Below are 24355 nucleotides of genomic sequence, written 5' to 3'. Positions count from 1 at the left end.
ATCTCCTTTCGATGGAAGCGACCAAAAGGGTCAGAGTGAATTGGGTTTTTTCAATTCACTCTGACCCTTTTGGTTCGGTTCACGCCTCGGATATCGACGAGTATCCGAGGCTAGCAAACCACTGTTCTTCTGCCGCCAACCAGGCAGCCGGCGGCCAGATCAGTACTTGATATCGCGCTTCTCCTGGCGACCATCCTGCTTAGTGTCGCGCTTTTCCTGGCGGCACGCCGCGTTACTCTGCTGGTTGGCCGCCCTGCAGTCGACCTTGTTCTGGCGTGCATCCTGCTTCGCGTCCTGGTTCGCGTCGCGGCCTTCGCGCCGCTGTTGCGCCTGCTCGGTGGCGAAGGCAGCGCCGGACAACGCCAGCAACACACCGGCGATCAGAGCTGCCGTGCGGCTGATGTGTAGGGTGGGGTTCGAGTCGATCATTTACATGCTCCTTTGGCTCGGTTGGTACAGGCGGACTCCGGCGAGACTGCCCCGGCGCCCGGGTATGCGGCCCCTTTTTTGCCGACTTGGCCGATGCGGTAGCCTGAACACCGATCGTGGGCCTGTTCAATCCCACATCGGTGATGGCATGATATCATGCGGCCGACGCAGTACATCCGGCGAGCCCACCAGCGCGCAGGGCTGGAGCATCAAATCTCGCGCAGTTTTAGGGCGCTCGCCAGATAAGCCGGATTGTAGGCAGCGGTCTTGAGTTTTCTGGGGAGGCTGATCGAGCGGGACTTGTCGGCGCGAAAGAGATTCAAGGCGAGGCGGCGCAAGAAGGAGAAATTCTGGACGGCATTGCGCAGGCGAATCAGACTGGCATCCTCGCCAAAGGTGACGTCCAGGCACCAATTGCTGCGCTACTGCGCCGAGGCAAAGCGCTTCTACGAACGGAAGAAGGCGAAGACGAACAACGTGGTGGCGATCAAGGCGCTGGCACACAAGCTGGCGCGGGCGTGCTTCCACATTTTGAAGGAGCGCAAACCGTTTGACGTGACGCGCTGCTTCGCATGAGTCACGACGGCGGCCGGCAAGCCCGGATTTGGGGACTGGAGCAACAGCCATTTGGTCTGAATGGGATGCCAAGTCGCCGTCACCGATTTGCGGTAACAACGGATCGCCCGCAACGCGAGCCAGCCAGGGATTGGCGCCGAGTCTTCGGCAGCCACGGGTCTGTGATGAACCCATTGGACACGCTGCGGCACCAACGTTTTTCTGGGGCGGCCAAGCCGCCAGGGCGACCGGCCGCTTCATCGCCGCTCGCTTGATCCCGATGGGTGTCCCCCAAGAGGACTTCCTTCGGGGCGTTTGGCGCGATTCGTCGCAGCCATGAATTGAAGAAACGGACGCGGTCAGCAACTGCAAACGGGAGAAGAAATTGATACATGGCGGCTGGCGCCGCCACGTATTTGTTTGCTCGCTTGACATGGACCGGCTAATGGGTGTCGCCAGCAGCTTGTGCGAGTCGGCGAGCGTCTTGCCGTGCCTCTCCATCTGGTCGGCGCTGAAAAGTTCGGCGCGTAGCGGCGGTTCGGCGGAAGCGTACTTCTGCTCCAGGACATTATTGTGTTGTCGCTCTGTCAACCGGAGCAGCACGGCGCGAATGGTCTTGATGCCTGCATTCAATTTTTTCAGATCTCCATGACCGTACCGCTTCGGCCGGATGCAATTCGCTGAAGCGCTGGAAGCATCTTATTCGCAGCGCTGCCTGGCGTATGTGCGACAACACACAGTGGGCCTGTCGAGAACCCTGCGTAATGGACTGCTACAGACTGGCATCATAGTCTTCAGCAGTGTGCGACTGCCACTCGCCGTTTCCAGTGAGTTCCAGTATCTGCTTGTGAAACTTGACGATGGTGGAACGGTGACCGACGCTGACCAGTGTAGTTTTGATAGTCTCCAGTTCCCGGTAAAGAAGTTCCTCATTGGGGATATCGAGTGCGCTGGTGGCTTCATCCAGGATCGCATAGCGCGGCTTGGTCAGCAGCACGCGAGCGAAGGCCAGGCGCTGCTGTTCGCCGACCGAGAGAACCTTCTCCCAGTCCATTTCCACGTCCAGACCGCCGAATCGTTCGGCGAGGTCAGGGAGGTTCACCCTTTCCAGCAGCCGCAGGAGTTCCGCATCCGGGATTGGTATCTCCTTGTTCGGATATAGAAGCTGGCTGCGCAGTGTGCCCAACAACATGTATGGCTGCTGGGGCAGGAACAGGAGTTCCTCCGGCCCCGGCCGGATGATTTTGCCGCTGCCCGAGCGCCACAGGCCGGCGATGGCGCGCAGCAGAGAACTCTTGCCGCTACCGCTGGTGCCGACGATCATCAGGCTGTCGCCCGGTTTGACGGTGAGCGAGAGATTCTTGACCAGGATTCGTTCGTAATTCGGGGTCTGCAAGGTGACGTCTTCCAGTGCCAGACTCGAATTCTCCACTGACTCGATGACGTCCCGGTTGAGCGCCCGACTTGTCGGGTGAGCCACCATGGCCTTCGAAAAGGTGTTCAGGCGGTCAACACCGGCTGCGAAGCGACTCAGGTTTTCGAAGTTATCGATGATCACCGAGGTGGCGGTCAGAACAGCCGCGAAGGCGCCAGCAGCCTGGACGGCGCTGCCGACCTCGAGTTCCCCGGACAGCACTTTCGAGGCAATGATGGCGCTTGGCAGGACAATGGTCAGCATGCTGTAGGTATATTGAAACAGGTTGAGAAAGAGTTGCTGCCGGATGATCCTGTTGAAATTGTTGAACGCCTCGGTAAAACGCCGCTTGACCGTCAGGGATTCCTGGGCTTCGCCCCGGTAGAAGGCGATCGATTCGGCGTTCTCGCGAACCCGCACCAGGCTGAAGCGGAAGTCCGCCTCGCGCCTGAGCTGTTGGAAGTTGAGGCCGATCAGTGGCTTGCCGAAAATGAACACTGTGATCAGAGTTCCGGCGACCGCATAGGCTGCAAGAAAATAAACGAGCCCCGTGGATATCGACCACAACACGCTACTGAAGGCGACCAGTTGCAAAATCGACCCGATGAAGATGAGCAGGAAGTAGAGCGAGCGCATGGTGAAGGTGTTGATGTCCTCGGCGATCCGCTGATCCGGGTTGTCGATTGTGGTATTGGAATTCAGTTCGTAAAAATGCCGTTTGCTGAAATAGCTGTTCAGAAAACGGTTGGTCAGCCACCGTCGCCAGTGGATGCCGAGCTTGTCGCGAACGTAAAAGTAGAAGGCGTAGACCGGCACGGCCGCCACGAGCAGGGCCAAAGATAATTTGATAGCCGTCCAGAAGCGCTCTTCATCGTGGGCGGCCAAGGCTGAGGTGAATTCACCTGTTTTTTCATTGAGCAGCACCGCGAACTGCGTCTGTGCCAGGAGCAGGGCCACCAACAGGGTAAGCAGACCCCGCGCTTTCCATTTTTCTTCCAGGCGCCAGTAGGGGGTGGCGATACTCAAGAAGCGCTGCCATAGGTGGCGGTCGAGTGTCTTCATCGATTGCACGTTATTACGCCAGATGCAATTGACGGAATGTGCGGCAGCGTACAGAGGCAGTCAGGCTTTGCCCGGCATTTTCCGCAGCAATCGCCAGGCGCTGCTCATTGGCGGCGGCCAGTGCCTCCCGGTGCAGGGCGTCAGCCTCGGCATGGACCTTGTCGCGCTCGGCCTGCCGCGTCTGGGCGAGCAGGATGAGGGGCGCGGCATAGGCCGCCTGAAGGCTGAAGGCCAGATTCAGCAGAATGAATGGGTAGACGTCGAAATTGGTGATGGCGAGCGCGTTGGCGCCGATCCAGATGGCAACGATGATCGTCTGCGTTCCCAGAAATACCGGCGTACCAAAAAACCGTGCAAATACTTCGGCTTTAAGCGCGAACCAGTCATTGCCGAAGGGCGAGGCAAGATGTGCGTGGGGCCGGTGGAAACGCAAGTGATCGGTGTTTGCCAGTTCGGCCTTCGCAGGGGTTGCGTCCGGTGCGGGTGTCTGCATTTTTCCCTCGTTATTCTCGTTCAATCCTGACTCATGTCGAGCGCCCCAGTTTCGCCTGAAGAGCGTTCAACTCCGCCTCCAGATCACAGATGCGCTGCAACAGCGTGAGCGCCAGCGCGACACCGTGTGTGTCGAGCTGGAAGTCGTCGCGCAGCCGGCGTGCGGTTTTGACGGTCAGGACATAGCGGAGCTGGAAGAAATAGGGCTGGCTGCTGCGGTCGACCGGCGTAATGAGGTCATTTTCGATAAGGTCTTCGATCTCCTCGGCCGACAACCCGGATACCTCGGCCAAGAGATCAATCCCGCAGACATCGGTATCGTTCAGCCAGATCGAATCGCTCAATTGCCTGTTCATGAGTTTGCTCCTGACGCAAAGTACTGACGAGGATTAAATTTGGAAGTCGCTGCCAGTTGTTGGAACAGTTCGCGTTCCGTCGCATCAGGTGTGGTCGGTACCTCAATCCTGATCACGGCGTACAGCGCACCAACGCTGCCATCAGTAGTCGGCAACCCGCGTTTGGCGAGGCGCAGCTTTTGCCCGGCGCTGGTGCCCGGTTTGACGTTGAGTTCCACGGTTCCGCCCAGGGTGGGAATGTGAACCGCGGCACCTAGGACTGCCTCCCAGGGAGTCAGCGGCAGATCGATGTAAAGGTCGCGGCCGTCGATCCGGTACAGCGGATGCGGCTGCAAGGCCAGCGCGACATACAGGTCGCCCGGACGGCCGCCATTGAACCCGGGCCCGCCTTTGCCGGCCAGCCGGAGACGTTGGCCATCGGCGGCGCCTTTCGGGATGGTGATGCGAAAGGTGCGCGCGACGCGATGGGCCAATCCGTTCTGGTCGTACTCGGGCAGTTCGGCACGGACGTCGATTTCACCGCCGCGATAGATCTGCTCGAGCGAAACGGATGCCACGATCTCGTAGTCCTGCCCGGGTATCGGGTAGTCTTCCCGCGCCTTGCCGCCACCTCTCGCCCGGCCGAATGCCGCAAAGAAATCCGACAGGTCGACATCGTCGAAGCCGGCTGCGTCGGTATGAAATTGCTGCTGCCAGTCCGGCGGCGGCGTGAATTGCTCACCGGCCGGCCGGCGGCCCAGATTGTCGTAGGCTTGGCGCTTCTCCGGGTCTTTCAAGGTCGCATAAGCCTCGGCGAGCTCCTTGAATTTCTCTTCGCCCTGCACGTCCTTGGATACATCGGGATGATATTTGTGGGCCAGCTTGCGATAAGCCTTCTTGATCTCGTGCGCCGTGGCGCCACGGTCGACCCCCATGGCCTGGTAATAATCCTTGTATTTCATTTCAGCCCTTGAAGAGGATTGGACGGACAACTGCCGGACGAGCCGGTTCGCCTGGATTATGCCGTCGACAATCGCTACTTGGCCAGCAGCCAACCTTGCAGGCAGTTTCATCCTGCCTGCAGGTCGCGTCGGTGCGATGGTTCACATAGCTATGTTGGCTGCCGTACAGACCGCGGATCGATTGTTGCGCAATCTCACTCTACCAAGTGCCGGAACTCCGATGTGGAGTTCCCCAGCGTTGTTCAACGAATTATCAGGAGAAGAAGATGAACTATGAAGATCGCGATACCTATGGAATGTACAAGGGCAACCTGAGCAAAGGCCCCGGTCCGGATATGGAGCATGGTCCCGGACCCGCGCTGATGGGCGCCGATACGCTAGTTGGCAACAGTGTATTCAACGACAAGGGTGAAAGCCTTGGCGAGATGAAGGAAATCATGCTGGACATGCGCAGTGGCAGCGTGGGTTATGCGGTGATGTCATTCGGTGGCTTCTTGGGCATGGGGGGGAAGTTTTTTGCAGTGCCCTGGAACGCATTGATCCTCGATACCAAGAACAAGCGCTTTATCCTCAACGTGGACAAGAGTCGTCTGGAGGGTGCGCCAGGCTTCGACAAGGACAAGTGGCCCAACATGGCGGACCAGTCGTGGGCGAAGGAAATCCATGCCTACTACGGGACCGCGGCGTATCTGAACGACCCGCGGATCTGAAGTACTCGGGTCGCCCGGCGGATTGTCTGATATTGAAAGCAATCGCTGGTGCGGCCTGGAAATTGAGCTTTGACAAAGAGGATTCAAATGAAGACGACACAAAAATCCGCAGCCGGTACGCTCTGCATATTGGTTCTGCTCGGCTTGAGTGGTTGTGACAACATGTCGACGCGCGAAAAGGACACCGCAATCGGTGCCGGTGTCGGCGGTGCTGCCGGTGCTGTCCTTACCGGCGGTGGCGCTGCCGGAACGATCGGTGGTGCCGTGGTTGGCGGTGTCATCGGCAATCAGGTCGGCAAGCCCGATAAATAAGTGAGAGACTTTATGCTGGGACTCGTTCTGAGGTCAGGGTGGGTAGCAAAACGATAATCGCCGAACTGATCGGTGGTCGGATTTCAAGGAGATGGAAATGACGAATTTTAGCCAAAAAGTGATCGCAGCATTGGCGATGGGTGTTCTGGTTCTCGGCTTGTCCGGTTGCGAGAAGAAGGAAGGTCCGATGGAGCGTGCCGGCAAGGAAGTCGACAAGACGGTCGACAAGGCCGGGCAGCAGATCGAAAAGGCTGGCGACAAGATTCAGGATGCGGCACAGGACGCCAAGAAATAATCGGAAGGGGTCCGGCAGGCGGTGTTTGGCTTGCTTGGCGCACTGTCTGTCTTTGAGAGAAAAGTCATGATTGCAATCAGTAAATCAGGGGCGGCAGTCGCTGTCTCGGCCGCGCTCGCCCTCGTCGGGTGCGAAACCATGAACCAGCCAGGTTATGGCTATGATCAGGCACCGGCTTACCGGCAGTCGAACAATTCACGCGACAATTATTCGATGTACGGTACCGTGCAGTCCATCGAGTTGGTCAGGCAGGATAGGGCCGGCAGCACGATCGGTCTTGGAACCATTGCCGGCGCGGTGGTCGGAGGTGTTGTCGGCCACCAGGTTGGCTCCGGAAAAGGCAATACCGCAGCGACCGTGATCGGCGCGGTTGGTGGCGCCTATGTTGGCCACGAACTGGAAAACCGGAACCAGAACCAGCAGCAAGCCGATGCCTACCGGGTGACCGTTCGCATGGAGGATGGCTCCAATCAAACCTTGATGCAAAACACGAGCGACGATATTCGGGTCGGCGATCGCGTGCGGATCGAAAACGGTATCGCCCGCCGCTACTAAGGGACGTGCTACGGGAGATGCGGCAGTGCGGGTCGGCAACGCCGAGTCCGCAAAGTTTGTGACCCGATCAATGTGCCGCCAGCTTGATTCGATTCCCAAAACAATCCGGCGACCGGTATCCTCGACACATGTCTCCAATTCGCTTAGGAAGTGCTGGTCGCTGGCTGCTGGCCGTACTCCTTGTGCTTCTCCTGCTCTGGCTGGCCTTGCCGCGACTGCTTGGCATGGCGGCGGAGCGCTGGCTGGCCATCCCGGGCCTCGAGGGGCTGCACGTCGAGATCGACAAGGTTGGCGCCGGGCACGCGCGCCTGACCGAAGTCAGCGCCACCTATCAAAGCGCCGGCGGCCACCGATTCCGGATTGCCGTGCACGACATTGCTCTCGACTACTCGCTGGCACGCCGCCATGTCGAGCGTCTGGATATTGCCAGCGGCGAACTGGAAATCCTGCCCGGGCAGACGCAACAGGCTACCCCCTGGCCGCAACTTGCCTGGCCCCATTTGCCCTTGAGCGAAGCCGTGGTCGGCGACCTGCGGGTGACCCTGCACTGGCCGCAGCGTGCGGCACTGGACGTCCATGGCAACTTCTATTTGCGGCAAACGGAAGGGCAGTTGCAGGCGGAATTCCGGCCGAATGGCCACCTGTTGCGGTCGACGGCGATTTCCGGCGATATTTCCGAGTTTCATCTTGAGTGGTTGCCGGCTACTGGTCCGGGTGCGGAAGCGCGGCTGCATGTCGGCCGTCAGCCGGCGCAACAACCGGCCAGGCTGGTTGCCGAAGCGCCGCTGGCAGTGCTGGTGGACCTGGGGCGCACCTTGGGCATCGCCATGCCGCCGGGCGCCGCGCAAGGGACGCTATCGCTGAAGGCCGAAGCGCTCCTCGGCGAAACGGCCGGCAGCCTGCGTGCGCTCAGTGGCCAAGCGGAATTTACGGACGCCGACATGCAGTTTGCGGCGCCGGCAAAGCCACAGGCAATTGCGCTCTCAGGCAAATTGGCCTTCGCCTGGCAGCCGTCGGGGACGCAGCTCGAATTGCAGCCGGGGCTGCACTTGCAGGTGACGATCGACGGCGAACAGTCGCTGCAAGTGAACAGTCGGCTTGACAAGGCCTTTGTCCTTCGCGTGGACAATGGGGCAGGAGTCAGCGAAGGCGAGTTTCCGTTCACGCTCGATTCGCCCCGATGGGGACGCTGGGATGGCGCGGTGCACCACGTCAGTCTCAATGGGGGCGCGGCTTCAGCCGACTGGAAGGCGGCCGAAGCGCAGGTACGGATCAAGGGGCAGATGAAGCAGTGGCAACGGGATGCCATTCAGATCCGCGACCTGCAGGCGACGGGTGACATGGCATTGCACTGGTCGCCGGCGGCCGGGCTAAACAGCGAGCTGGCATTGCAGCTCGGCGTCGAACGTCTGGCATGGTCGCGGGATGTGCCGCTGACCATGAGCCGTGCGACATGGAAAGTGAAAGCCGATGCAACGGCAAAGGCTGACGACAGTTTTTGGGCCAGCCTCCTGCTGCATGGCGAAGCCAGCAGCCCGCAACTGACAGTAAGGCAGGGTACTGGCCAGGTTCTGACGCTCGGCGCCAGCCGCCTGCAACTGCTGCAACTGCGCCCGAACGGCACCCAGGGCGCCCAAGGTGAATTGATGCTTGCTGTCGATGCACTGCGCTTCGGGGCCTGGCCGTCGCCCGCCGTCCGCGCCCGCCTGCGCCTTGATGCGGGCAAATTGCGCAGCGACGGCACTGTACATTTGCAGGGAACGGAAGTCTTCCGCTTTGCCGGGTCGCACGCGCTCACGCAGGGGTGCGGCGAGGCGACGCTCTCCGGACAGCAAGCCCTGCCGATGCTGGGCAAGCTGTTGCAGCCACGGCCGCCCACCATGCTCCCGCTTGAGCTTCAGGCGGGCGAGGTTGATGCGCGCTTCACGCTGGACTGGTGCACCGGGCCGAAGCCACGGTTCGACGCCAAAGGAACGCTACAGGCGCACGATGCCACGCTGGGCTGGGATAGGGCGCGGGTCGAAGCCGCGCAAGCCCGGCTCCAGCTCGACGGATTGCATCCGCTACAGGGCCGCATCCAGCTTTCAGCGCCACGCGGCGGGCTGGCAACCGGTACGGCATTGGCCGACCTGAACGTCGACCTGGCGCTGGCGGCAAAGGCGCTGACCGTGCATGCGCTGGATGTCGCCTTGCTCGGCGGCACTTTGCACGGCGCGCCGCGCAGCCTGCCGTGGCCGCCAGCGGAGCAAGCCATGCCTCTGGAAATTCGTCACATCGATCTCGGCCAGTTACTCGAAATGTTGAAGGTTCACGGCCTGTCGGGAAGCGGCCAGGTGGACGGCAATGTGCCGCTCACCTATCGCAACGGCAGCGTGGAAATCCATGACGGCGAGTTGAATAGCGTCGGCGGCGGCACCATCAAGTACGCGCCGATGACGACGATTCCGGACAACCCCGGCTTGCTGGCCTTGCGCAACTTCCAGTTCCAGCAGCTTGGCATGCACCTTTGGTATGGGTCCGACGGAACTTACCGGACGCAGATAAAGCTGGATGGCAGCAACCCCGATTTCTACAGCGGGTATCCCATACGCTTTGGGCTAAACATCAACGGAGCGCTGCCGGGTCTGTTTCGCGCGGCGCTTTTTTCGGGTGACTTCAACCGTCACATTTTGGAACAATTGCAATCGGGCAAACTGGAATAACTTTGTTAAGCTGCCCGCTACACCCTTGTGGAGCACCCCCATGTTCAGGCCCTCACTTCTGCTTTCCCTTACCGCACTGGCGCTGCTCGTGGGCGCCTGCTCGCCGACCGTGCGCCTCGAGGCGCCGGACAAACCCATCGAAATCAACATGACCGTGAATATCAAGCATGAAATTCTGGTCAAGGTTGAAAAGGAAGTTCAGCAATTGTTCGATTCGAACAAGGGCCTGTTTTGAACGGCGCCCGTCTTGACCAAGGAGATGCAATGAAGACATTGATTAAGGCATGTTTGCTCAGCCTGGTGCTGATGATGCACGGCGCCTTTGCCGCCGACCTCAAAACGGCAAAGGAGCAGGGCTGGGTCGGTGAGCAGAGCAATGGCTACCTCGGCCTGGTCAGGAACGACGCTCCTGCCGACCTGAAGGCGCTGGTAACCGAGGTGAATGGCCAGCGAAAAGCCGAGTTCACGCAGATTGCCGCGAAGAATGGTATTACCGAGGCGGAAGCCGCCAAGGTCTTTGCCCGCGAAGCAGCGGCGCGGACCTTGCCGGGCAATTACATCCAGAATCCGGCTGGCGGCTGGGCGAAGAAATAGGCGCCGGGCCGCCCGGCTGTTAGATCAGTCGGAAAGCTTCTGCGGCGGCGGCTGGGGGTTTCCCGCACCTTACACGACGGCACCGAACAACGCACCGACACCCGCGGTGATCGCCATGGCGAGCGCGCCCCAGAAGGTAACCCGCAGCGCACCTTTCGTCATGTCGGCGCCGCCGGCCCGGGCGGCCATCGCGCCCAATAGCGCGAGGAAGGCGAGCGAGGTTGCGGAGACCCACGGAATCAGCGCGTGCTCGGGTGCCAGAACGGTTACGGCGAGCGGCAGCACCGCACCGACCGCAAAACTTGCGGCCGAAGCCAACGCGGCCTGAACCGGCCGCGCGCTCAGGGTTTCGGAGATGCCGAGTTCATCACGCGCATGGGCGCCGAGGGCATCATGCGCCATCAGTTGCTCGGCGACCTGCTGTGCCAAGCCAGGCTCAAGGCCGCGGGTGACATAAATGGCTGTCAACTCGCGATGTTCCGCAGCGGGATCGGTCGCGAGTTCGCTCCGTTCGCGCGCCAGGTCGGCATTCTCGGTATCGGCCTGCGAATGGACGGAGACATATTCACCTGCCGCCATCGACATCGCGCCGGCCACCAGCCCGGCAACGCCAGCGACCAGAACGCTCCCCTGACTTGAATTGGCAGCCGCGACGCCAACCACCAGACTGGCGGTCGAGACGATACCGTCATTGGCACCGAGGACGGTGGCGCGCAACCAGCCGATGCGATCGGTACGGTGACGTTCGGCATGGCGGCGTGTGGCTTTCATTGCAGCGATTTTAGCGGGGAACCCGCTGATTCAGCACTACAAGACGTTGCGCCCACTGATTACTCTGAGCAGGACGACCACAATGGCAATGATCAGCAGGATATGAATAAAACCGCCCATGGTGGTCGATGTAACCAGCCCGAGCAACCACAGGATCAGCAATACTACGGCTATTGTATAAAGCATGAGATTCTCCGTTCTTCTTCAATAAACTACGTGTGGCCTAACGCTGCCTGAGCAGCCAGCCCAACAGAACCCCGCCAGCAACCGCGATCCCCAGCGAGGTGATCGGCCGCTCCCTGACATGGGAATAAAAGCTATCGGCGAAGCGCAACTGCGCGTCCTTCAAGCGCCGGCCTTGGGTATCGAGTGATTTAACGGCCCGGTTTGCTGAACCGGCAAACCTGTCTACTGCGTGATGGGCGCCTGCAGCCATGTGCTTGACGGCGGGCCGGGCGGCGTCCGATGCCTTGTCGATCGCCTTGTTTATATTGCTGCTGGCCTGGTCGATCGTGCGTGTAGCTGCTTCGCCCAAATCGCCTGTTCCGCCAATCCGTGTTTCGGTTGCCATGATTTATTCTCCTGTTCGGTGATGGATGCAAGACGGTTATTTCATGAGCGAACGGTACAAGATTATTTCCGTTCGCTATAAGCATCTGTCTGCCAGCGCACATTGATGCTTTCCGCTGGCAGACAAGATTCACATCACTTCAGGCGCATGCTGTTGGTAACCGAGGTCACGCCCTTGACGCTACGAGCGACTTCAACAGCCTTCTCGATCTGGGCTTGCGTACTGACGAAGCCGCTCAACTGGACTTTGCCCTTGAAGGTTTCGACGTTGATCTCTGCTGACTTGAGGCCAGGTTCGCTGAGCACGGCAGCCTTGACCTTGGTCGTGATTACGGTGTCATCGACATATTCGCCGGTGCCTTCAGTCTTCGATGTAGAGGAACAGGCAGTGAGCGTGGCAAAAAGGACGAAGGCGGCCAGGGCCGCGGCGCGGCGCAGTATTGAGATGGTCATGTTGAACTCCTTGAATAATCTTTGGTGGCTTCGGCGATCCAGTATGGCTTGCCTTGCAGACACAATGCGAGAATGGCGGGTAGCGTCATGACAGTCTGTGCGCTGGCGCACGCAGCGCTTCGAATCGGGCGCACGACATCCGGGATAGGCTATGTTCGACAGCGCACCGACGATCTACCCGGCCAACACGTAGCCTGAAGACGAAACATGAGGAGTCACAATGACTGAATTCTATAAGGCTGCACTGCGCAATGCTTTCTTTGTTACTGCCTTGGCTGGCGGTCTAAGTTCGGTACATGCCGAAATCAGCATTGGTATCGGTTTGCCGAGTGTCAGCATCGGCGTCAACGTACCGGTCTATCCGAGGCTTGTCGCGGTGCCGGGCTATCCTGTCTATTATGATCCGCAAGCGAATTCGAATTACTTCTTCTACGACGGTCTGTACTGGGTGTACCAGGATGACAACTGGTATTCGAGCAGTTGGTACAACGGGCCGTGGCGGTCGGTTGGCCCGGAGTATGTCCCGCTATTCGTGCTCCGCGTGCCGGTTCGTTACTATCGGCAGCCGCCGACGTATTTTCATGGCTGGCGTGCCGATGCGCCGCCGCGCTGGGGCGATCACTGGGGTCGTGAGTGGCAACACCGTCGGGCTGGGTGGGACCACTGGGACCGCCATTCAGCACCGCGCGCCGCACCGTTGCCGACTTACCAGAGACAGTATTCGGGAGCGCGCTATCCTGACGCGGCAGACCAGCAGCACAAGATCCGCTCCGAGCATTACCGATATCAGCCGCATGAAGCTGTAACGCGGCAGCATTTTCAACAGCCGCAGGTCGACGAGAGTCGCCGGCGTTCGGTGCAGCAACAGCGAGTTGAGCCGCAGGACCGCCAGCAACGGGCCGAGCCGCAGGACCGCCAGCCAGCGCCGAACCAGCAGCGGGAACGGCATCAGCCGCAACAGCAGGCGCCGGTCCAGCAACGAGCCGAGCCCCAGGACCGCCAGCCACCGCCGAATCAGCAGCGGCAGCAGCAGTCGCAACCCGCGCAACAGCGCGAGATGCAGCGGCCGCAGAATGAACACCGCGACAAGGGCCGCGATCAGGCGCCTGGACAGCAGGACAGGGGCGGGGATAACAGGAATCAAGGGCGCGGTCAGGATCACTGATAGTTAATGATGTTCGAACGCGCGCCGGCAGATCCAGGTGTTGCGGCTAGCATCCGGGGGTGAATAGATGAAACAATCGCTGACGCCGTCCCCCGGGGACGCAACCACCGAGGCCGGTTCCCCCTTGGGTGCCGAGCGAGAACCCGAAGCCACGCTGCTGAAGGTGCCGGTCGATGTGCGCAGCACGTCGCTGGTCGTCATCGCCGCCTTGCTGAGCATTTTCGCGCTGCGTTGGGCAAGCGAGGTGGTCATCCCCATCATGTTCGGTCTGATGTTGAGTTACGCACTGACACCGATAGTCGACACCCTGCACCGCTGGCACCTGCCGCGACCGCTTGGTGCGGGACTGGTGATGGTCGTCCTCGTGTCGGCTACGGTGTGGGGCGTCTATACGCTGCGCGACGATGCCGACAACCTGCTCGAATCCCTGCCGGTGGCGTCGCGCAACCTGCGGGAATCAGTGCGCGGAATGCGCGGCGGCCCAGACGGCAATATCGAGCGGGTCCAGAAGGCGGCTGCGCAGATCGAGCAGGCTGCAGCCGGCAGCCTGTCTGGCCCACCGTCTGCGCCACGTGGAGTCGCTCGCGTGCAGATCGAGAAAGCCGCATTCGACATCAAGGATTATTTTGTGGTCGGCGCCCTGCATGCGGCGCAGATCATCGGTCAGGCGACGGTCATCTGCTTCATTGCCTTTTTCCTGCTTGCTTCGGGTGACGTTTTCCGGCGCAAAGTCGCGCGCATCGCCGGCCCGACCTTCGCCAGGCGGCGGGTCACAGTGCAGGCAATGAACGAAATCATGGAGCAGATCCAGCGCTATCTCGCGGTCCAGCTATTGCTGAGTGTCCTGGTTGGCTTGGCGACAGGCGCCGCCTTCTGGGCTATTGGCATGAAGCAGGCTGCCGTGTGGGGCATCGTCGCGGCGCTGTTGAATCTGATCCCCTACCTTGGCTCGGTTGTCCTCGGCGTCGCCGCCGCGTTCGTCGCGTTCACCCAGTTCGGGAGCATCGAGAAGACATTGCTGGTGGCCGGCGTCTGCATCGGGCTGCATGTCGTGAGCGGCAACATCCTCACGCCCTACCTCACAAGCCGTACCAGCCGGCTGAGTGCGGTCGTGGTCTTCCTCGGGGTCCTGGCATGGGGATGGCTCTGGGGCATCTGGGGCCTGCTACTGGGTACGCCGATCCTGATGATCATAAAGGCAGTGTGCGATCGGGTCGACGACCTCAAGGCGGTGGGCGAGCTGCTCGGTGGAAACGAGCCGGTCAAGAGCGAGATGTCGGACCATGTTGCATGAGGGCTGCAGCTCCATTACGTGCGTATCGACGCGCCGGCTGGTCCAGTCCAGAAAACTCCCTCCAAGCAATTGACTGGCCAGCGTATTACTGATCAGGCTTGGAAATGTTTTATCCGCCGGCATGACTGCCATGGGCTGGGTAACGCCAATCCGGCGGATTCTTTGTGCGCCAGCGAACAGAGTGTCGGCGCTGTGGGGGGTAGTGTGGTGCATGGTGATTCGGGCATGGCGTCAGCCACGCGGATCGGCCACTAGACTCATACGGAGGTAATCCCATGAACAACATCATTTACATCGTCGGCCTGGTGGTCGTCATCCTGTTCGTCCTGTCGTTTTTCGGTCTGCGCTGAAACGTCAGGAACCGCTTCCGAAAATCCAGATCGTGCGCAGTTTTTGCACAAAGACTGTTCAACAGAGATCCTTCTCTTTGAACATCGAGACATGCTATCCAGGAGAAAACATGAAAAACCTTTCCGTCTTGCTGATCGCTATCAGCGCGCTTTTATCGGGTTGCGTGGCCTATCCGGTTGCCTATCGAGATGGCGGCGGTCATCGCCCGGATTATGATCAGTCCGGTCCACCCAATCGAGGCGACCACGACCGCGGCGACTATGACCGCGGCGACCACGACCGCGGCAAACACGACCGCGACGGCGACGGAGTCAAGGATAAAAATGACCGTCGTCCGAATGATCCTTACCGCTACTGAGCGCCTCGACCGGCCCGCCGTTGTGTTGAATGTTCGCCAGCACACAGAGCCGGCAGGGCGTTGAGCAGACAATGATCCTGACGATCCTGCTTCCAGGCTGCAGTTCACGGTGCCGGCAGTATCGGTTCTTGAGAAGGTGACGAAAATGTCAATCGGAACAATTCTTCTGATCATCCTTGTGCTCGCACTGCTCGGCGTGATTCCGGCGTGGCCGCACAGCAGGGGGTGGGGTTATGGGCCGAGCGGTGGCTTGGGCCTTGTCGTGGTCATTCTGCTTGTCTTGCTGTTGCTGGGCCGAATATGACGCCCATTAGTTCCGGCCGCGGCATCATGCCCGGTCGGGCGGCGAGGCACATGCTATCCGGTTGGGTCCCGCCGCCCGGGCGCGACAAAGCGCCTCGTCGGCCCGGTTGAGCGCCTGTTCAGCCGTGCTGTCGGCAGCGCTCATGGTGGCAATGCCCATGCTGATGGTAACGACACCCTGACGCTCGCCCATGACGATCTTGGTCACGGCCACCTTGTTCATCAGGCGTTCGGCGAAAGCCTGCGCCGCTTCAAGGTCGCTGTTGAGCATGAGCACCGCGAACCGGTCGTTGGCAATCACTCCCGCACTATCCATCTTGCGCAACTCATCGCGCAGGACGTTGGAAACCAGTCGCAGCACGGCATCGTCGGCGGCCAGACCGAGCGTGTCGTTGAGTACGCTCAGATAGTCGAGGCTTACTGTCAACAGGGCGATCTGCTGAAAGGCATCGCGTTTCAATTCCGAATGCGCTGCTTCGAGGTGGCCAAGGAAATACTCCCGGCTCGCCAGTTGGGTCAGCGGGTCGATGGCAGCCACCTTGCGCAATTCCTCTTCCATCTGCCGGCGCTTGGTAATGTCCCGCGCAAAGCCCACCGTCCCGACACTTGTGTCATCGATAATGATCGGTGACTTGTAGGTTTCGAACCAGCGCGCTTCGCCATTGTTCTCGATCAGTTCTTCAATGTCTGTCGCCTTGCCGCTGGCGAGTACGGCCTGATCGCCGGCGCGATAATGTTCCGCCAGTTCGCGGGTGGTAATGTCGAAGTCGGTTTTGCCGCGCAGCGAATCGGGCGAAGGCCAGCCGAAATTCTCGGCAAATGGGGCGTTGACCGCAAGAAACCGGCTTTGCTCATCCTTGAGCCAGACAAGGAACGGGAAATTGTTGAGCACGGTGCGGAGATATTGCTCGCGCAGGTTCAGTGCCTTCTCGGCCAGCTTTTCAGCGGTAATGTCCATCACCACCATGCGACATTCCTCGCCGCTTTCGCCCGGAACCGCCTGGATTCTGACGAAGGCTTCGGGATTATGGCTGGTTGGCAAGAGGAGCATCTCGCAGGATTTCTTGGATTTATTACGCAAAACTTCGTCGAAAAAGTGTTGAAACATGGGCAAATATTCAGGATTGACTGCTGCAGCAAAGCGATGGCGCATGTTTTGCGATCGCTTGATCCCGAGCAGTATGGCGCCGGCGAGATTGAGCTGAAGAATGACGCCCTGCGCATTCAGCGTGAAATAGGCAACCGGTGCGAAGTCGTAAATATCGGCATATTTTTCGCGCAGGTCATCGGCTTCGGCGTAAGAGTTGCGCAATTCCTCGTTATGCATTTCCAGTTCGATCTGGTGCACCTGAAGTTCGTGCAGCAGTTGCGCGGCTTCCCAGTTCGTATTCGTGGCCACCGGGGGCGTTTGCTTGAAGCGTGCCTCGGCGCGCTGGCGTACGGTGAGCGGATTGGGGCGGCTGCGATTCTTCGGGAAGTTCGCCGGGGCACGCATGAACAAGCGGTCGTATTCGGACCTGACGACGCCGTAGCATTCACACGCCCTGGCTTCGAGGCCCGACCGATCAGTCACCGTGATATGCCCGCGTTGGTATTGAATGAGGCCGGCCGCCTGCAATTTTCCGGCGGCCTGGGTAACGCCTTCGCGGCGCACCCCCAGCATGCTGGCGATCAGTTCCTGGGTTACGTTGAGTACATTGCCCGGTATCTGGTCAAGGCTGAGCAGCAGCCAGCGACACAACTGCTGGTCCAGCGAATGATGGCGATTGCAGACCACACTTTGTGCCATCTGGGTCATCAAGGCCTGCGCGTAACACAGGCAAAGGCGTTGCAACTCGCCACCCTGGTCGAGTTCCCAGGACAATACCTCGGCCCGCAGGCAACTGGCCGTGCCCGCAGTTTGTACCACCACCTTGTGCGTCGTCGTTGCCCCGCCGAGTACCAGCGGGATGCCGACCAAGCCGTCGTTTCCCGTCATCGCCAGTTCGGAGGATGAGCCGTCTTCGGTGGAAAAAATCAGCGAGACAATGCTGGTGATCGGGAAATAGACGTATTCAACATCATCGCTGGCGCCGTAAAGAATCTGTCCGGCGGTCAACTCGACGATCGTCAGATCGCTTTCCAGTCTGGCGTACTCGGTTACCGGAAGCGCCGCCAGAATGCGGTTCAGCTTGGGGTCATGCGTCAACTCTTGCGTCATCGAACCTTCCTTGTCGGGCCACCGCCCAATCGAATGCGGATTGCGGAAAGCCATCCATTCAATCTCATCATAGTTCATGCCGGCGCGCGCTTATGTGTGGAATCGCACAAAGCAGAAATCCTTCTGCTTCCAGAGCGCAGGATACCGGTAGGCTGTCGCCGTTATGTTGGCTAGCGAACAGAACCGACGTCTGCCTCCGGCTAAACTGTTTCCGTCGACACGAGAAATGGATCGTGTGATTTGCCGGACGAACCTGATGGTGTCCGGGTTTCAGAAGCACTTACCAATGAGGAATCAATCATGAACAAAGATCAAGTCAAGGGCGCCGCAACGGATTTGGGCGGGAAAATTCAGGAAGAATTCGGCAAGCTGACCGGCGACAAGAAGCAATAGGCCGAGGGTCTGAAAAATCAGGTCAAAGGCAAGATTCAGGAAAAAGTTGGCGACCTGAAAGAGGAAATCAAGGAAGTCCGGAAGGGCTGATCCTTGTTGAACAGACCGTAGCGATGCGGTTTTATCTGGCGGGTTTGCGACCGTAATCCGAGCTTTCACGTCAGAAAGATAAAGAACCATTAAAGGAGTATATGCCATGCGAAGCACGCTCACGCTCAAGGCGCTCGTCATTTCTCTCGGGCTGGTTTGTGGCCCGCTGTCGGCGCAAGAATTGGCCAGGTTACCAACCCAAACCGATGCAAACGGTACCGCCTATATATCAGGTGGCATTGGCGACAAGGAGTTTCAGCAGATCAGCCAGGTCGGCCAGGACTTCAACCTCAAGCTGATCCTGTCCGAGAAGTCGGGCGCCTTTGTGGCCAAGGTCGCTGTTACGATTTTCAATGGTCAGGGCAAGCAGGTGCTGGACGTGCCTGCGGCCGGACCGATCGTGCTGACCCGGCTGGACCCTGGCGCTTACCGGGTACGTGCCACCTATGAGGGGCGCGAGATCCAGAAGGACGTGAATGTCCGTGCCGGCGCTCCCCAGACAATTTCATTTGCCTGGTAATGCGCGGGCCGGGAGTTGGCTGATCCGCCATTGCTGTGGTCGACCGGTATTTTTGGCCATTTTTGGTTGCATTTCAGTGGGTCGACCATGCGGGAACCTTCGCAGGTCATCCGGCGGCCTATGCTTCAAGGCTTCCTTGCAGTTAGCGCCCACAATCAGTTCATAGGAGCAAGTCGGGATGACCGCCAAACGGAACGACCAGGTTTCCGTAAACCAGCCTGAATCCGAGGTTGCGCCGGATGGCGGCACGTTCCAGATTGTTGGCGTGGGTGCCTCGGCCGGCGGACTGGAAGCGCTGGAGCAATTTTTCGCCGGCGTGCCGAAGAACAGCGGGATGGCCTTCGTCGTCGTCCAGCACCTTGATCCGGATCGCCATGGGCTGCTGCCCGAACTTTTGCAACGGAGAACGCCGATGCTGGTGCAACAGGCCGGCAACCGGATGAAGACCCGGCCGGATTGCGTGTATGTGATTCCGCCCAACAAGGATCTGGTGATCCTCCACGACACGCTTTATCTGCTTGATCGGCTCGCGCCGCATGGCTTGCGCCTGCCCATTGATTCATTTTTCCGCTCGCTGGCTGAAGACCGACGGGAGCGCGCCATCGGCGTGATTCTCTCCGGCATGGGTTCGGATGGCACCTTGGGGCTGCGCGCCATCAAGGAGCAGGGCGGGCTGGCGCTGGTCCAGGACCCCGCTGAGGCAAAGTTCGATGGCATGCCGCGTAGTGCGATAGAAGCCGGATACGCCGATGTAGTGGCTGTCGCCGGCGAATTGACCACGCGCATCGTGAATATTCACGGCCAGTTGCCGCCTACAGATGAAAACCTGCCCGGGCCGGCCACGAAAGAACATTCATCGGGCTTTGAAAAGGTCTGCATCCTGCTCCGCTCGCACACACGGCATGACTTTTCCCTGTACAAGAAAAGCACGATTTATCGACGGATCGAGCGCCGCATGGGCATTCACCAACTCCGGCAAATTTCGGATTACGTACATTTCCTTCAGGAAAACCCCCAGGAAATCGATCTCCTGTTCAAGGAACTCCTGATCGGCGTAACCCATTTTTTCAGGGATCCGGCGGCCTGGGCTTATCTGCAGGAATCGGCGCTGCCCGCCATGATCGCGGCCAAAGAGGTTGGCGGCACGCTGCGTGCCTGGGTCGCCGGTTGCTCGACCGGAGAGGAAGCTTATTCGCTGGCAATCACCTTCAAGGAGCTTGTAGAAAAACTCAAGCCACTCGAGCGGGTTGTCGTGCAGATTTTCGCCACCGACCTGGACCCGGATGCGATTGCCAGAGCCCGCAAGGGATACTTTTCGGCCAATATTGCTGCCGACCTTTCGCCCGAGCGGCTGGCCCGGTTTTTCCGCGAAGATGGAAGCGGTTTCCGGGTTGCCGAGGAAATCCGCCAGATGGTCGTCTTTGCGACGCAGAACATGGTGATGGACCCGCCGTTCACCAAACTGGATATCCTTACTTGCCGGAACCTGCTGATTTACCTCGGGCCGGATCTGCAGAAAAAGTTATTGCGCCTGTTTCATTACAGCCTGAATCCCGGCGGGGTTCTCTTTCTGGGCAGTGCCGAGAGCATTGGTGGCTTTCATGATCTTTTCTCGCCACTGGAAAGCAAGGCACGAATCTATCGCAACGAGCAGGTAATATCCAGTCCGCTTGATGTGGATTTTCCAACACGCCAATTTAACGGCCCGGTCAACCCCAATGCGGCATTGATACCCGACATGCATATTTCGAATCTACAGGCTTTGGCCGATCAGTTGCTCCTCCAGAAATTCTCGCCAGCGGCCGTGCTGGTCAATGCCGAGGGCGATGTTCTCTTCATCAACGGGCGCACCGGAGAATACCTTGAGCCAGCCGCTGGCAAGGCAAACTGGAACATTCACGCGATGGCCCGCGAAGGCTTGCGCCAGGGGCTGGACATGGCGCTGCCCAAGGCGTTCCGCACGATGGAGTCGGTGGCCGTCAAGGACTTGCAGATCCGGACAGGCAGCGGGGTTCGGCTGATCGACCTGACGGTCAATCCGGTGCGCGAGCCGGCGCCGCTCAAGGGTATGGCGATGATTGTCTTTGCTGAGGTTGCGGTGCCGGTTGCCAAGCCAAAGCGGCGCGTTGGCAAACTGGCCGACAACGGACGGATACTCGAACTTGAACAAGCATTGCAGCAGGCTTCCACCGAGATTCAGGCCATTCGCGAAGAAATGCCGCGTTCGCACGAAGAGCTCAAGTCGACTAACGAGGAACTGCAATCGACTAACGAGGAACTGCAATCGACCAACGAGGAACTGCAATCGACCAACGAGGAACTGACGACTTCCAAGGAGGAAATGCAGTCGCTCAACGAGGAGTTGCAGACCGTCAATGTCGAGCTTCAGTCCAAGGTCGACGAGTTGTCATCGATCAACAACGACATGAAGAATCTGTTGAACAGCACCGACATCGCGACCATCTTCCTCAACAACGGCCTGCGCGTCCGGCGTTATACCGACCAGGCAACGCGGATCTTCAAACTGATCCCCGGTGACGTGGGTCGACCGCTGGCCGACATCGTCAATCAGCTTGACTATCCCGGCTTGCAGAAGGATATAAAGGCAGTGCTCGACACGCTGATCTTCTCGGAAAAGGAGATTTCCGGTCGCAATGCAAGCTGGTATCTGGTGAAAATTCTGCCTTACCGGACCCAGGATAATGTGATCGATGGGGTGGTGATCAACTTTATCGATATCAGCGTGGCGAAGAAACTTGAAGTGGAACTGCGGGCGGCCAAGGGGGTTGGTTCGTCGACCTGAGCAACCATTGGATTCTGGTTCGTCGGTACGGCATCTGGCGCCTGTCGCAATACGTAGCCGTCTTTGAATCAGGCGGCAATTTGCAGTTGAGCGATATCCAGCAACAGGAACCGGCCATGGCGGTCGTCGTCGCGACTGCCGTCGTCGCTGACGATAATGAGTTGTTGCCGGCCATCAATCACTGCCGGGCTCACCCCCTCGGCGTGTTCGAAGCCTGTCAGGCCGGGCACGGTGATCTGGCGTGCTTCCTCGCCGCGCCGACCGCTCCAGAACCAGAGCTGAAATTGCACCCGCTCGCGCGCCACCGGACCGCCGATCAACACATAACCCCCGAGCGACGGAACGTAGGACATGCCACGCAACCCGTTGCCGTCCAGATCGAAGGTGTCCAGAACCGGCGAAATACGTGGCGACTCGCCGGCCTCAAAAATGGCGACTGGATTTTCGAGGCTGGCAATGATCGCGCGGCCATTCACCAGCGGACTGCGAAACCCCACCAGCAAACGGCTACGGTCGGGAGTAATCTCCAGCGCCTCGATATTGAGTCCGCCGCCACCCTTCACATCGCCAATCGTCGCCGCTACCGCCAACTCCGGATGCGCCGCAGTCAGCGCCGCCTTGAGTCCCTTGGCCACCTTCGGCTCTCTGACGCGATTGCCGTCGATGCGGAAGCGCACCAGCTTGTCGCGCGCCTTCTTCTCGTCGCCGTCGCTATCGCGCGAATGCGAGGTGATCGCATAAACGTGGCCCGCCGAATCGAGCGCCAGTCCTTCCAGATCGTCCAGCTTCCAGAATGCGTCGTTGCCCTCGAACCAGCCAGGGGTGAGCGGGCGACTGCTGACGGTGCCGTCAGCAGCAATGCCGACCAGGCTAAGTGGATGGTCCACCTCGTCTTCGACAACCAGAAAACGACCGTCGGGCAACTGCTGGATAGCCGAGGGTTCGTAGATGCCGGTGAGGCTTTGGAAGGAGGGCGGTGTCGATTGGGGCATGGTGGTAGTCTCTAAAAACCTGCAGGCTCTTTCAAGCGACCGAGCGGGTCCTGGCGGTAGTAACTGCGGAGCAGCGCGTAGAGGGACGGGTATTCGCGGTTGACGATGTCGGGAAGCTCGAAGAAGTTTTCCGAGAGCACGGCGAAAAATTCGGCGGGATCGTCGCTGGCGTAGGGGTCGATGACGGTTTCCTCGCCGCTGTCGATGCGCCGGCAGAAATCCTCGTAGGCGGTCATGAAAACTTCGTCCCAGGCCGCCGGCGTCATTCCCGAATGCAGCGCCGGCATGCCGTCGGCCTCGCCGTTGAGCATGTCGAGCTTGTGGGCGAATTCGTGGATGACCACGTTGTAGCCGGCACCGGCCATCTGCGCGTCGTGCCAGGAAATGATCAGCGGCCCGCCTTCCCAGGCTTCGCCGGAGAGCACGTCGTCGAATTCATGGACGATGCCGCTCTCGTCCTCGATGCGGCGTGGCACGACGAATTCGTCCGGATAGACGACGATGCCGACCCAGCCGCGGTAGGCGGCGAGGCCAAGTTCGAGGATCGGCAGGCAACCCTGGGCGGCAATCGAAACGCAGATCTCGTCACTCAGTTCGAGGCCGCCGGCAACGCTGAATTCCTTTTCCGCCAGAAATCCCTCGACCAGCGTTTTTAGCTCTTTTTGCTCGTCGACCGCGAGTGCCGAAAGAAAGGGCATCGCGGCCATCGTCCGCGCCCATAGCGCATCCGGAACGCTTGCTTTCCGCTTGTCACCGAACCAGTCGAGCAGCCCCATCACTTTTTCATCGTCAGCCAGATGCCGGCAAAGATCAGGGCGATCCCGAGGTAGTGATACCAGAGCGGTATTTCGGCGAGGAAGAGGGCGGACAGGATGGTGCCGAAAACCGGCATCAGGTGGATGAACAGGCTGCCCTTGCTGGCGCCGACTTCGGCGACGCCTCGATTGTAGAAGATGTAGCCGAGGAAGCTGGGAAAGATGCCGACATAGGCCAGCGCCGCCAGCGATCCGAGGTAAACGTTGATGTGCCGGCCCAGCGCCATCTCACAAAGGTAGGCCGGGAGCAGTGCGGCGAGGCCGACGGCGGTCATCGCGGCCAGCATCAGCATCGGGTGCACGCCGGCCGGGCGCCAGGCCAGGCCGACGGTATAGACGGCCCAGACCAGCACGGCGAGCAGCATCCAGGCGTCACCGACGTTCAGGTTGAGGTGGGCGAGTACGTTGACGTCGCCGCGGGCGACGATGGTCAGCGCGCCACAGAGCGAGGTGAAAACGCCGATGGCCTGCTGGCGGCTCAGGTGCTTGCCGAGGAAGCCCCAGGAGACGGCGATGGTGACGATGGGAATGAAGGAGTTGAGCAGCACCGCATTGGTTGCCGAAGTGTATTGCAGGGCGATGTAGGCGAAGGTGTTGTAGCCGCCGACGCCGATCAGGCCGAGCAGCAGCACCGGCTTCCAGCCCGCCTTCAGCAGCGGCCACTGCGCGCGCAGGTGGGGCAAGGCCAGCGGCAGCACCAGCCCGAAGGCAATGGCCCAGCGCCAGAAGGCCAGCGCCAGCGGTGGCACGTCGGCACGGATGCCGCGGCCAAGAACCATGTTGCCCGACCAGAACAGCGCGGTCAGGGTCAGCAGCAGGTAGGGGTTGGTGTAGAAATGGTGGCGGCGGGCGAGCATGGG

27 protein-coding genes and 1 pseudogene are annotated in these 24355 nt (G+C 59.8%); 14 read left to right on the top strand and 14 right to left on the bottom strand.

All coding sequences use genetic code 11. From position 1 onward, the window contains the following. Positions 1-159: 159 nt before the first annotated feature. Positions 160-429 carry a hypothetical protein gene (locus IPP03_06320; GenBank protein MBL0352269.1) on the bottom strand — a complete coding sequence of 90 codons (270 nt, stop codon included), beginning with the start codon at positions 427-429 and terminating at the stop codon, positions 160-162. 417 nt (positions 430-846) lie between these two features. Between IPP03_06320 and IPP03_06315 the strand changes: the two are divergent. Continuing rightward, positions 847-1005: pseudogene (locus tag IPP03_06315) on the top strand (IS110 family transposase). A gap of 751 nt (positions 1006-1756) precedes the next feature. Here the strand turns inward: IPP03_06315 and IPP03_06310 are convergent. Genes IPP03_06310 through IPP03_06295 form a run of 4 tightly spaced genes read right to left on the bottom strand, consistent with a single transcriptional unit; the run spans position 1757 to position 5249 of the window. After that, positions 1757-3460, bottom strand: a complete 1704-nt coding sequence (locus IPP03_06310) for an ABC transporter ATP-binding protein/permease (GenBank protein ID MBL0352268.1) — start codon at positions 3458-3460, stop codon at positions 1757-1759. A 13-nt stretch (positions 3461-3473) separates the two neighbouring features. Further along, positions 3474-3953 (bottom strand): DUF1003 domain-containing protein, encoded by a 480-nt coding sequence (locus IPP03_06305; GenBank protein MBL0352267.1) that lies wholly within the window; start codon positions 3951-3953, stop codon positions 3474-3476. A 31-nt stretch (positions 3954-3984) separates the two neighbouring features. Continuing rightward, positions 3985-4308, bottom strand: a complete 324-nt coding sequence (locus IPP03_06300) for a hypothetical protein (protein ID MBL0352266.1) — start codon at positions 4306-4308, stop codon at positions 3985-3987. Next, positions 4305-5249: a DnaJ domain-containing protein gene (locus tag IPP03_06295; GenBank protein MBL0352265.1), complete on the bottom strand. Its 945-nt coding sequence runs from the start codon at positions 5247-5249 to the stop codon at positions 4305-4307. The genes IPP03_06300 and IPP03_06295 overlap by 4 nt, the downstream gene beginning before the upstream one ends. Before the next feature lie 266 nt (positions 5250-5515). On the opposite strand from IPP03_06295, the gene IPP03_06290 reads away from it, so the two are divergent. The 7 genes from IPP03_06290 to IPP03_06260 all read left to right on the top strand — a co-directional run bounded on the left by IPP03_06290 (position 5516) and on the right by IPP03_06260 (position 10417). Next, positions 5516-5959 (top strand): PRC-barrel domain-containing protein, encoded by a 444-nt coding sequence (locus IPP03_06290; protein MBL0352264.1) that lies wholly within the window; start codon positions 5516-5518, stop codon positions 5957-5959. Between the two features lie 87 nt (positions 5960-6046). Then, positions 6047-6271: a glycine zipper 2TM domain-containing protein gene (locus IPP03_06285; protein MBL0352263.1), complete on the top strand. Its 225-nt coding sequence runs from the start codon at positions 6047-6049 to the stop codon at positions 6269-6271. Positions 6272-6368: 97 nt separating this feature from the next. Further along, positions 6369-6566, top strand: a complete 198-nt coding sequence (locus tag IPP03_06280) for a hypothetical protein (GenBank protein MBL0352262.1) — start codon at positions 6369-6371, stop codon at positions 6564-6566. Positions 6567-6596: 30 nt separating this feature from the next. Next, complete coding sequence (locus IPP03_06275; protein ID MBL0352261.1) at positions 6597-7121, top strand: glycine zipper 2TM domain-containing protein; 525 nt, start codon at positions 6597-6599, stop codon at positions 7119-7121. A 128-nt stretch (positions 7122-7249) separates the two neighbouring features. Further along, positions 7250-9823 (top strand): YdbH domain-containing protein, encoded by a 2574-nt coding sequence (locus IPP03_06270; GenBank protein ID MBL0352260.1) that lies wholly within the window; start codon positions 7250-7252, stop codon positions 9821-9823. 40 nt (positions 9824-9863) lie between these two features. Further along, positions 9864-10058 (top strand): YnbE family lipoprotein, encoded by a 195-nt coding sequence (locus IPP03_06265; protein ID MBL0352259.1) that lies wholly within the window; start codon positions 9864-9866, stop codon positions 10056-10058. Between the two features lie 29 nt (positions 10059-10087). Further along, entirely contained in the window at positions 10088-10417 is a 330-nt protein-coding gene (locus IPP03_06260; GenBank protein MBL0352258.1) for a YdbL family protein, read from the top strand. Positions 10418-10486: 69 nt separating this feature from the next. On the opposite strand, the gene IPP03_06255 is transcribed toward IPP03_06260, so the two are convergent. The 4 genes from IPP03_06255 to IPP03_06240 form a co-directional block, all read right to left on the bottom strand. Next, positions 10487-11188: a VIT family protein gene (locus tag IPP03_06255; GenBank protein MBL0352257.1), complete on the bottom strand. Its 702-nt coding sequence runs from the start codon at positions 11186-11188 to the stop codon at positions 10487-10489. Between the two features lie 36 nt (positions 11189-11224). Beyond that, positions 11225-11374, bottom strand: a complete 150-nt coding sequence (locus IPP03_06250) for a lmo0937 family membrane protein (GenBank protein MBL0352256.1) — start codon at positions 11372-11374, stop codon at positions 11225-11227. Positions 11375-11411: 37 nt separating this feature from the next. Next, positions 11412-11759: a hypothetical protein gene (locus tag IPP03_06245; protein MBL0352255.1), complete on the bottom strand. Its 348-nt coding sequence runs from the start codon at positions 11757-11759 to the stop codon at positions 11412-11414. 134 nt (positions 11760-11893) lie between these two features. Beyond that, a complete protein-coding gene (locus IPP03_06240) occupies positions 11894-12211 on the bottom strand; it encodes a BON domain-containing protein (GenBank protein MBL0352254.1) in 318 nt (105 codons plus the stop codon). A gap of 244 nt (positions 12212-12455) precedes the next feature. On the opposite strand from IPP03_06240, the gene IPP03_06235 reads away from it, so the two are divergent. The 4 genes from IPP03_06235 (at position 12456) to IPP03_06220 (ending at position 15683) form a co-directional block, all read left to right on the top strand. Beyond that, positions 12456-13376 (top strand): hypothetical protein, encoded by a 921-nt coding sequence (locus IPP03_06235; protein ID MBL0352253.1) that lies wholly within the window; start codon positions 12456-12458, stop codon positions 13374-13376. A gap of 67 nt (positions 13377-13443) precedes the next feature. Beyond that, a complete protein-coding gene (locus tag IPP03_06230; protein ID MBL0352252.1) occupies positions 13444-14670 on the top strand; it encodes an AI-2E family transporter in 1227 nt (408 codons plus the stop codon). 460 nt (positions 14671-15130) lie between these two features. Then, positions 15131-15379 carry a hypothetical protein gene (locus IPP03_06225; GenBank protein MBL0352251.1) on the top strand — a complete coding sequence of 83 codons (249 nt, stop codon included), beginning with the start codon at positions 15131-15133 and terminating at the stop codon, positions 15377-15379. A 145-nt stretch (positions 15380-15524) separates the two neighbouring features. Beyond that, the gene (locus tag IPP03_06220; GenBank protein MBL0352250.1) at positions 15525-15683 is read left to right on the top strand and encodes a DUF3309 domain-containing protein; all 159 of its coding nucleotides are present in this window, start codon (positions 15525-15527) and stop codon (positions 15681-15683) included. Positions 15684-15707: 24 nt separating this feature from the next. Here IPP03_06220 and IPP03_06215 read toward each other — a convergent pair whose 3' ends face one another. Together IPP03_06215 and IPP03_06210 are read right to left on the bottom strand one after the other, a co-directional pair. Then, positions 15708-17960 (bottom strand): diguanylate cyclase, encoded by a 2253-nt coding sequence (locus tag IPP03_06215; GenBank protein ID MBL0352249.1) that lies wholly within the window; start codon positions 17958-17960, stop codon positions 15708-15710. A gap of 216 nt (positions 17961-18176) precedes the next feature. Continuing rightward, positions 18177-18473, bottom strand: a complete 297-nt coding sequence (locus IPP03_06210; protein MBL0352248.1) for a hypothetical protein — start codon at positions 18471-18473, stop codon at positions 18177-18179. On the opposite strand from IPP03_06210, the gene IPP03_06205 reads away from it, so the two are divergent. Both IPP03_06205 and IPP03_06200 read left to right on the top strand, forming a co-directional pair. After that, on the top strand, positions 18472-18885 hold the full coding sequence (locus IPP03_06205; protein MBL0352247.1) for a carboxypeptidase regulatory-like domain-containing protein: 414 nt from the start codon (positions 18472-18474) through the stop codon (positions 18883-18885). The genes IPP03_06210 and IPP03_06205 overlap by 2 nt on opposite strands. Positions 18886-19063: 178 nt before the next feature. Beyond that, complete coding sequence (locus IPP03_06200) at positions 19064-21688, top strand: PAS domain-containing protein (protein ID MBL0352246.1); 2625 nt, start codon at positions 19064-19066, stop codon at positions 21686-21688. Between the two features lie 68 nt (positions 21689-21756). Here IPP03_06200 and IPP03_06195 read toward each other — a convergent pair whose 3' ends face one another. Genes IPP03_06195 through IPP03_06185 form a run of 3 tightly spaced genes read right to left on the bottom strand, consistent with a single transcriptional unit; the run spans position 21757 to position 24352 of the window. Then, on the bottom strand, positions 21757-22680 hold the full coding sequence (locus IPP03_06195) for a DUF3616 domain-containing protein (protein ID MBL0352245.1): 924 nt from the start codon (positions 22678-22680) through the stop codon (positions 21757-21759). Between the two features lie 11 nt (positions 22681-22691). Beyond that, positions 22692-23456 (bottom strand): zinc-dependent peptidase, encoded by a 765-nt coding sequence (locus IPP03_06190; GenBank protein ID MBL0352244.1) that lies wholly within the window; start codon positions 23454-23456, stop codon positions 22692-22694. Next, positions 23456-24352, bottom strand: a complete 897-nt coding sequence (locus IPP03_06185; protein ID MBL0352243.1) for a DMT family transporter — start codon at positions 24350-24352, stop codon at positions 23456-23458. The genes IPP03_06190 and IPP03_06185 overlap by 1 nt, the downstream gene beginning before the upstream one ends. Between the last annotated feature and the right edge of the window lie 3 nt (positions 24353-24355).

It is taken from the genome of Candidatus Dechloromonas phosphoritropha, assembly GCA_016722705.1.
GTDB classification, from domain to species: domain Bacteria; phylum Pseudomonadota; class Gammaproteobacteria; order Burkholderiales; family Rhodocyclaceae; genus Azonexus; species Azonexus phosphoritrophus.
Note: the sequence above shows the minus strand (reverse complement) of the source record. Positions and strands in the feature narration are given on the sequence as shown.

Coding starts and splice junctions, on each gene's coding strand:
- IPP03_06210 (MBL0352248.1), bottom strand. CDS start 18,473: ATGGCATATACTCCTTTAATGGTTCTTTATCTTTCTGACGTGAAAGCT.
- IPP03_06190 (MBL0352244.1), bottom strand. CDS start 23,456: ATGGGGCTGCTCGACTGGTTCGGTGACAAGCGGAAAGCAAGCGTTCCG.
- IPP03_06240 (MBL0352254.1), bottom strand. CDS start 12,211: ATGACCATCTCAATACTGCGCCGCGCCGCGGCCCTGGCCGCCTTCGTC.
- IPP03_06255 (MBL0352257.1), bottom strand. CDS start 11,188: ATGAAAGCCACACGCCGCCATGCCGAACGTCACCGTACCGATCGCATC.
- IPP03_06280 (MBL0352262.1), top strand. CDS start 6,369: ATGACGAATTTTAGCCAAAAAGTGATCGCAGCATTGGCGATGGGTGTT.
- IPP03_06250 (MBL0352256.1), bottom strand. CDS start 11,374: ATGCTTTATACAATAGCCGTAGTATTGCTGATCCTGTGGTTGCTCGGG.
- IPP03_06185 (MBL0352243.1), bottom strand. CDS start 24,352: ATGCTCGCCCGCCGCCACCATTTCTACACCAACCCCTACCTGCTGCTG.
- IPP03_06300 (MBL0352266.1), bottom strand. CDS start 4,308: ATGAACAGGCAATTGAGCGATTCGATCTGGCTGAACGATACCGATGTC.
- IPP03_06305 (MBL0352267.1), bottom strand. CDS start 3,953: ATGCAGACACCCGCACCGGACGCAACCCCTGCGAAGGCCGAACTGGCA.
- IPP03_06295 (MBL0352265.1), bottom strand. CDS start 5,249: ATGAAATACAAGGATTATTACCAGGCCATGGGGGTCGACCGTGGCGCC.
- IPP03_06310 (MBL0352268.1), bottom strand. CDS start 3,460: ATGAAGACACTCGACCGCCACCTATGGCAGCGCTTCTTGAGTATCGCC.
- IPP03_06290 (MBL0352264.1), top strand. CDS start 5,516: ATGAACTATGAAGATCGCGATACCTATGGAATGTACAAGGGCAACCTG.
- IPP03_06195 (MBL0352245.1), bottom strand. CDS start 22,680: ATGCCCCAATCGACACCGCCCTCCTTCCAAAGCCTCACCGGCATCTAC.
- IPP03_06230 (MBL0352252.1), top strand. CDS start 13,444: ATGAAACAATCGCTGACGCCGTCCCCCGGGGACGCAACCACCGAGGCC.
- IPP03_06215 (MBL0352249.1), bottom strand. CDS start 17,960: ATGAACTATGATGAGATTGAATGGATGGCTTTCCGCAATCCGCATTCG.
- IPP03_06205 (MBL0352247.1), top strand. CDS start 18,472: ATGCGAAGCACGCTCACGCTCAAGGCGCTCGTCATTTCTCTCGGGCTG.
- IPP03_06260 (MBL0352258.1), top strand. CDS start 10,088: ATGAAGACATTGATTAAGGCATGTTTGCTCAGCCTGGTGCTGATGATG.
- IPP03_06270 (MBL0352260.1), top strand. CDS start 7,250: ATGTCTCCAATTCGCTTAGGAAGTGCTGGTCGCTGGCTGCTGGCCGTA.
- IPP03_06225 (MBL0352251.1), top strand. CDS start 15,131: ATGAAAAACCTTTCCGTCTTGCTGATCGCTATCAGCGCGCTTTTATCG.
- IPP03_06320 (MBL0352269.1), bottom strand. CDS start 429: ATGATCGACTCGAACCCCACCCTACACATCAGCCGCACGGCAGCTCTG.
- IPP03_06220 (MBL0352250.1), top strand. CDS start 15,525: ATGTCAATCGGAACAATTCTTCTGATCATCCTTGTGCTCGCACTGCTC.
- IPP03_06265 (MBL0352259.1), top strand. CDS start 9,864: ATGTTCAGGCCCTCACTTCTGCTTTCCCTTACCGCACTGGCGCTGCTC.
- IPP03_06200 (MBL0352246.1), top strand. CDS start 19,064: ATGACCGCCAAACGGAACGACCAGGTTTCCGTAAACCAGCCTGAATCC.
- IPP03_06285 (MBL0352263.1), top strand. CDS start 6,047: ATGAAGACGACACAAAAATCCGCAGCCGGTACGCTCTGCATATTGGTT.
- IPP03_06245 (MBL0352255.1), bottom strand. CDS start 11,759: ATGGCAACCGAAACACGGATTGGCGGAACAGGCGATTTGGGCGAAGCA.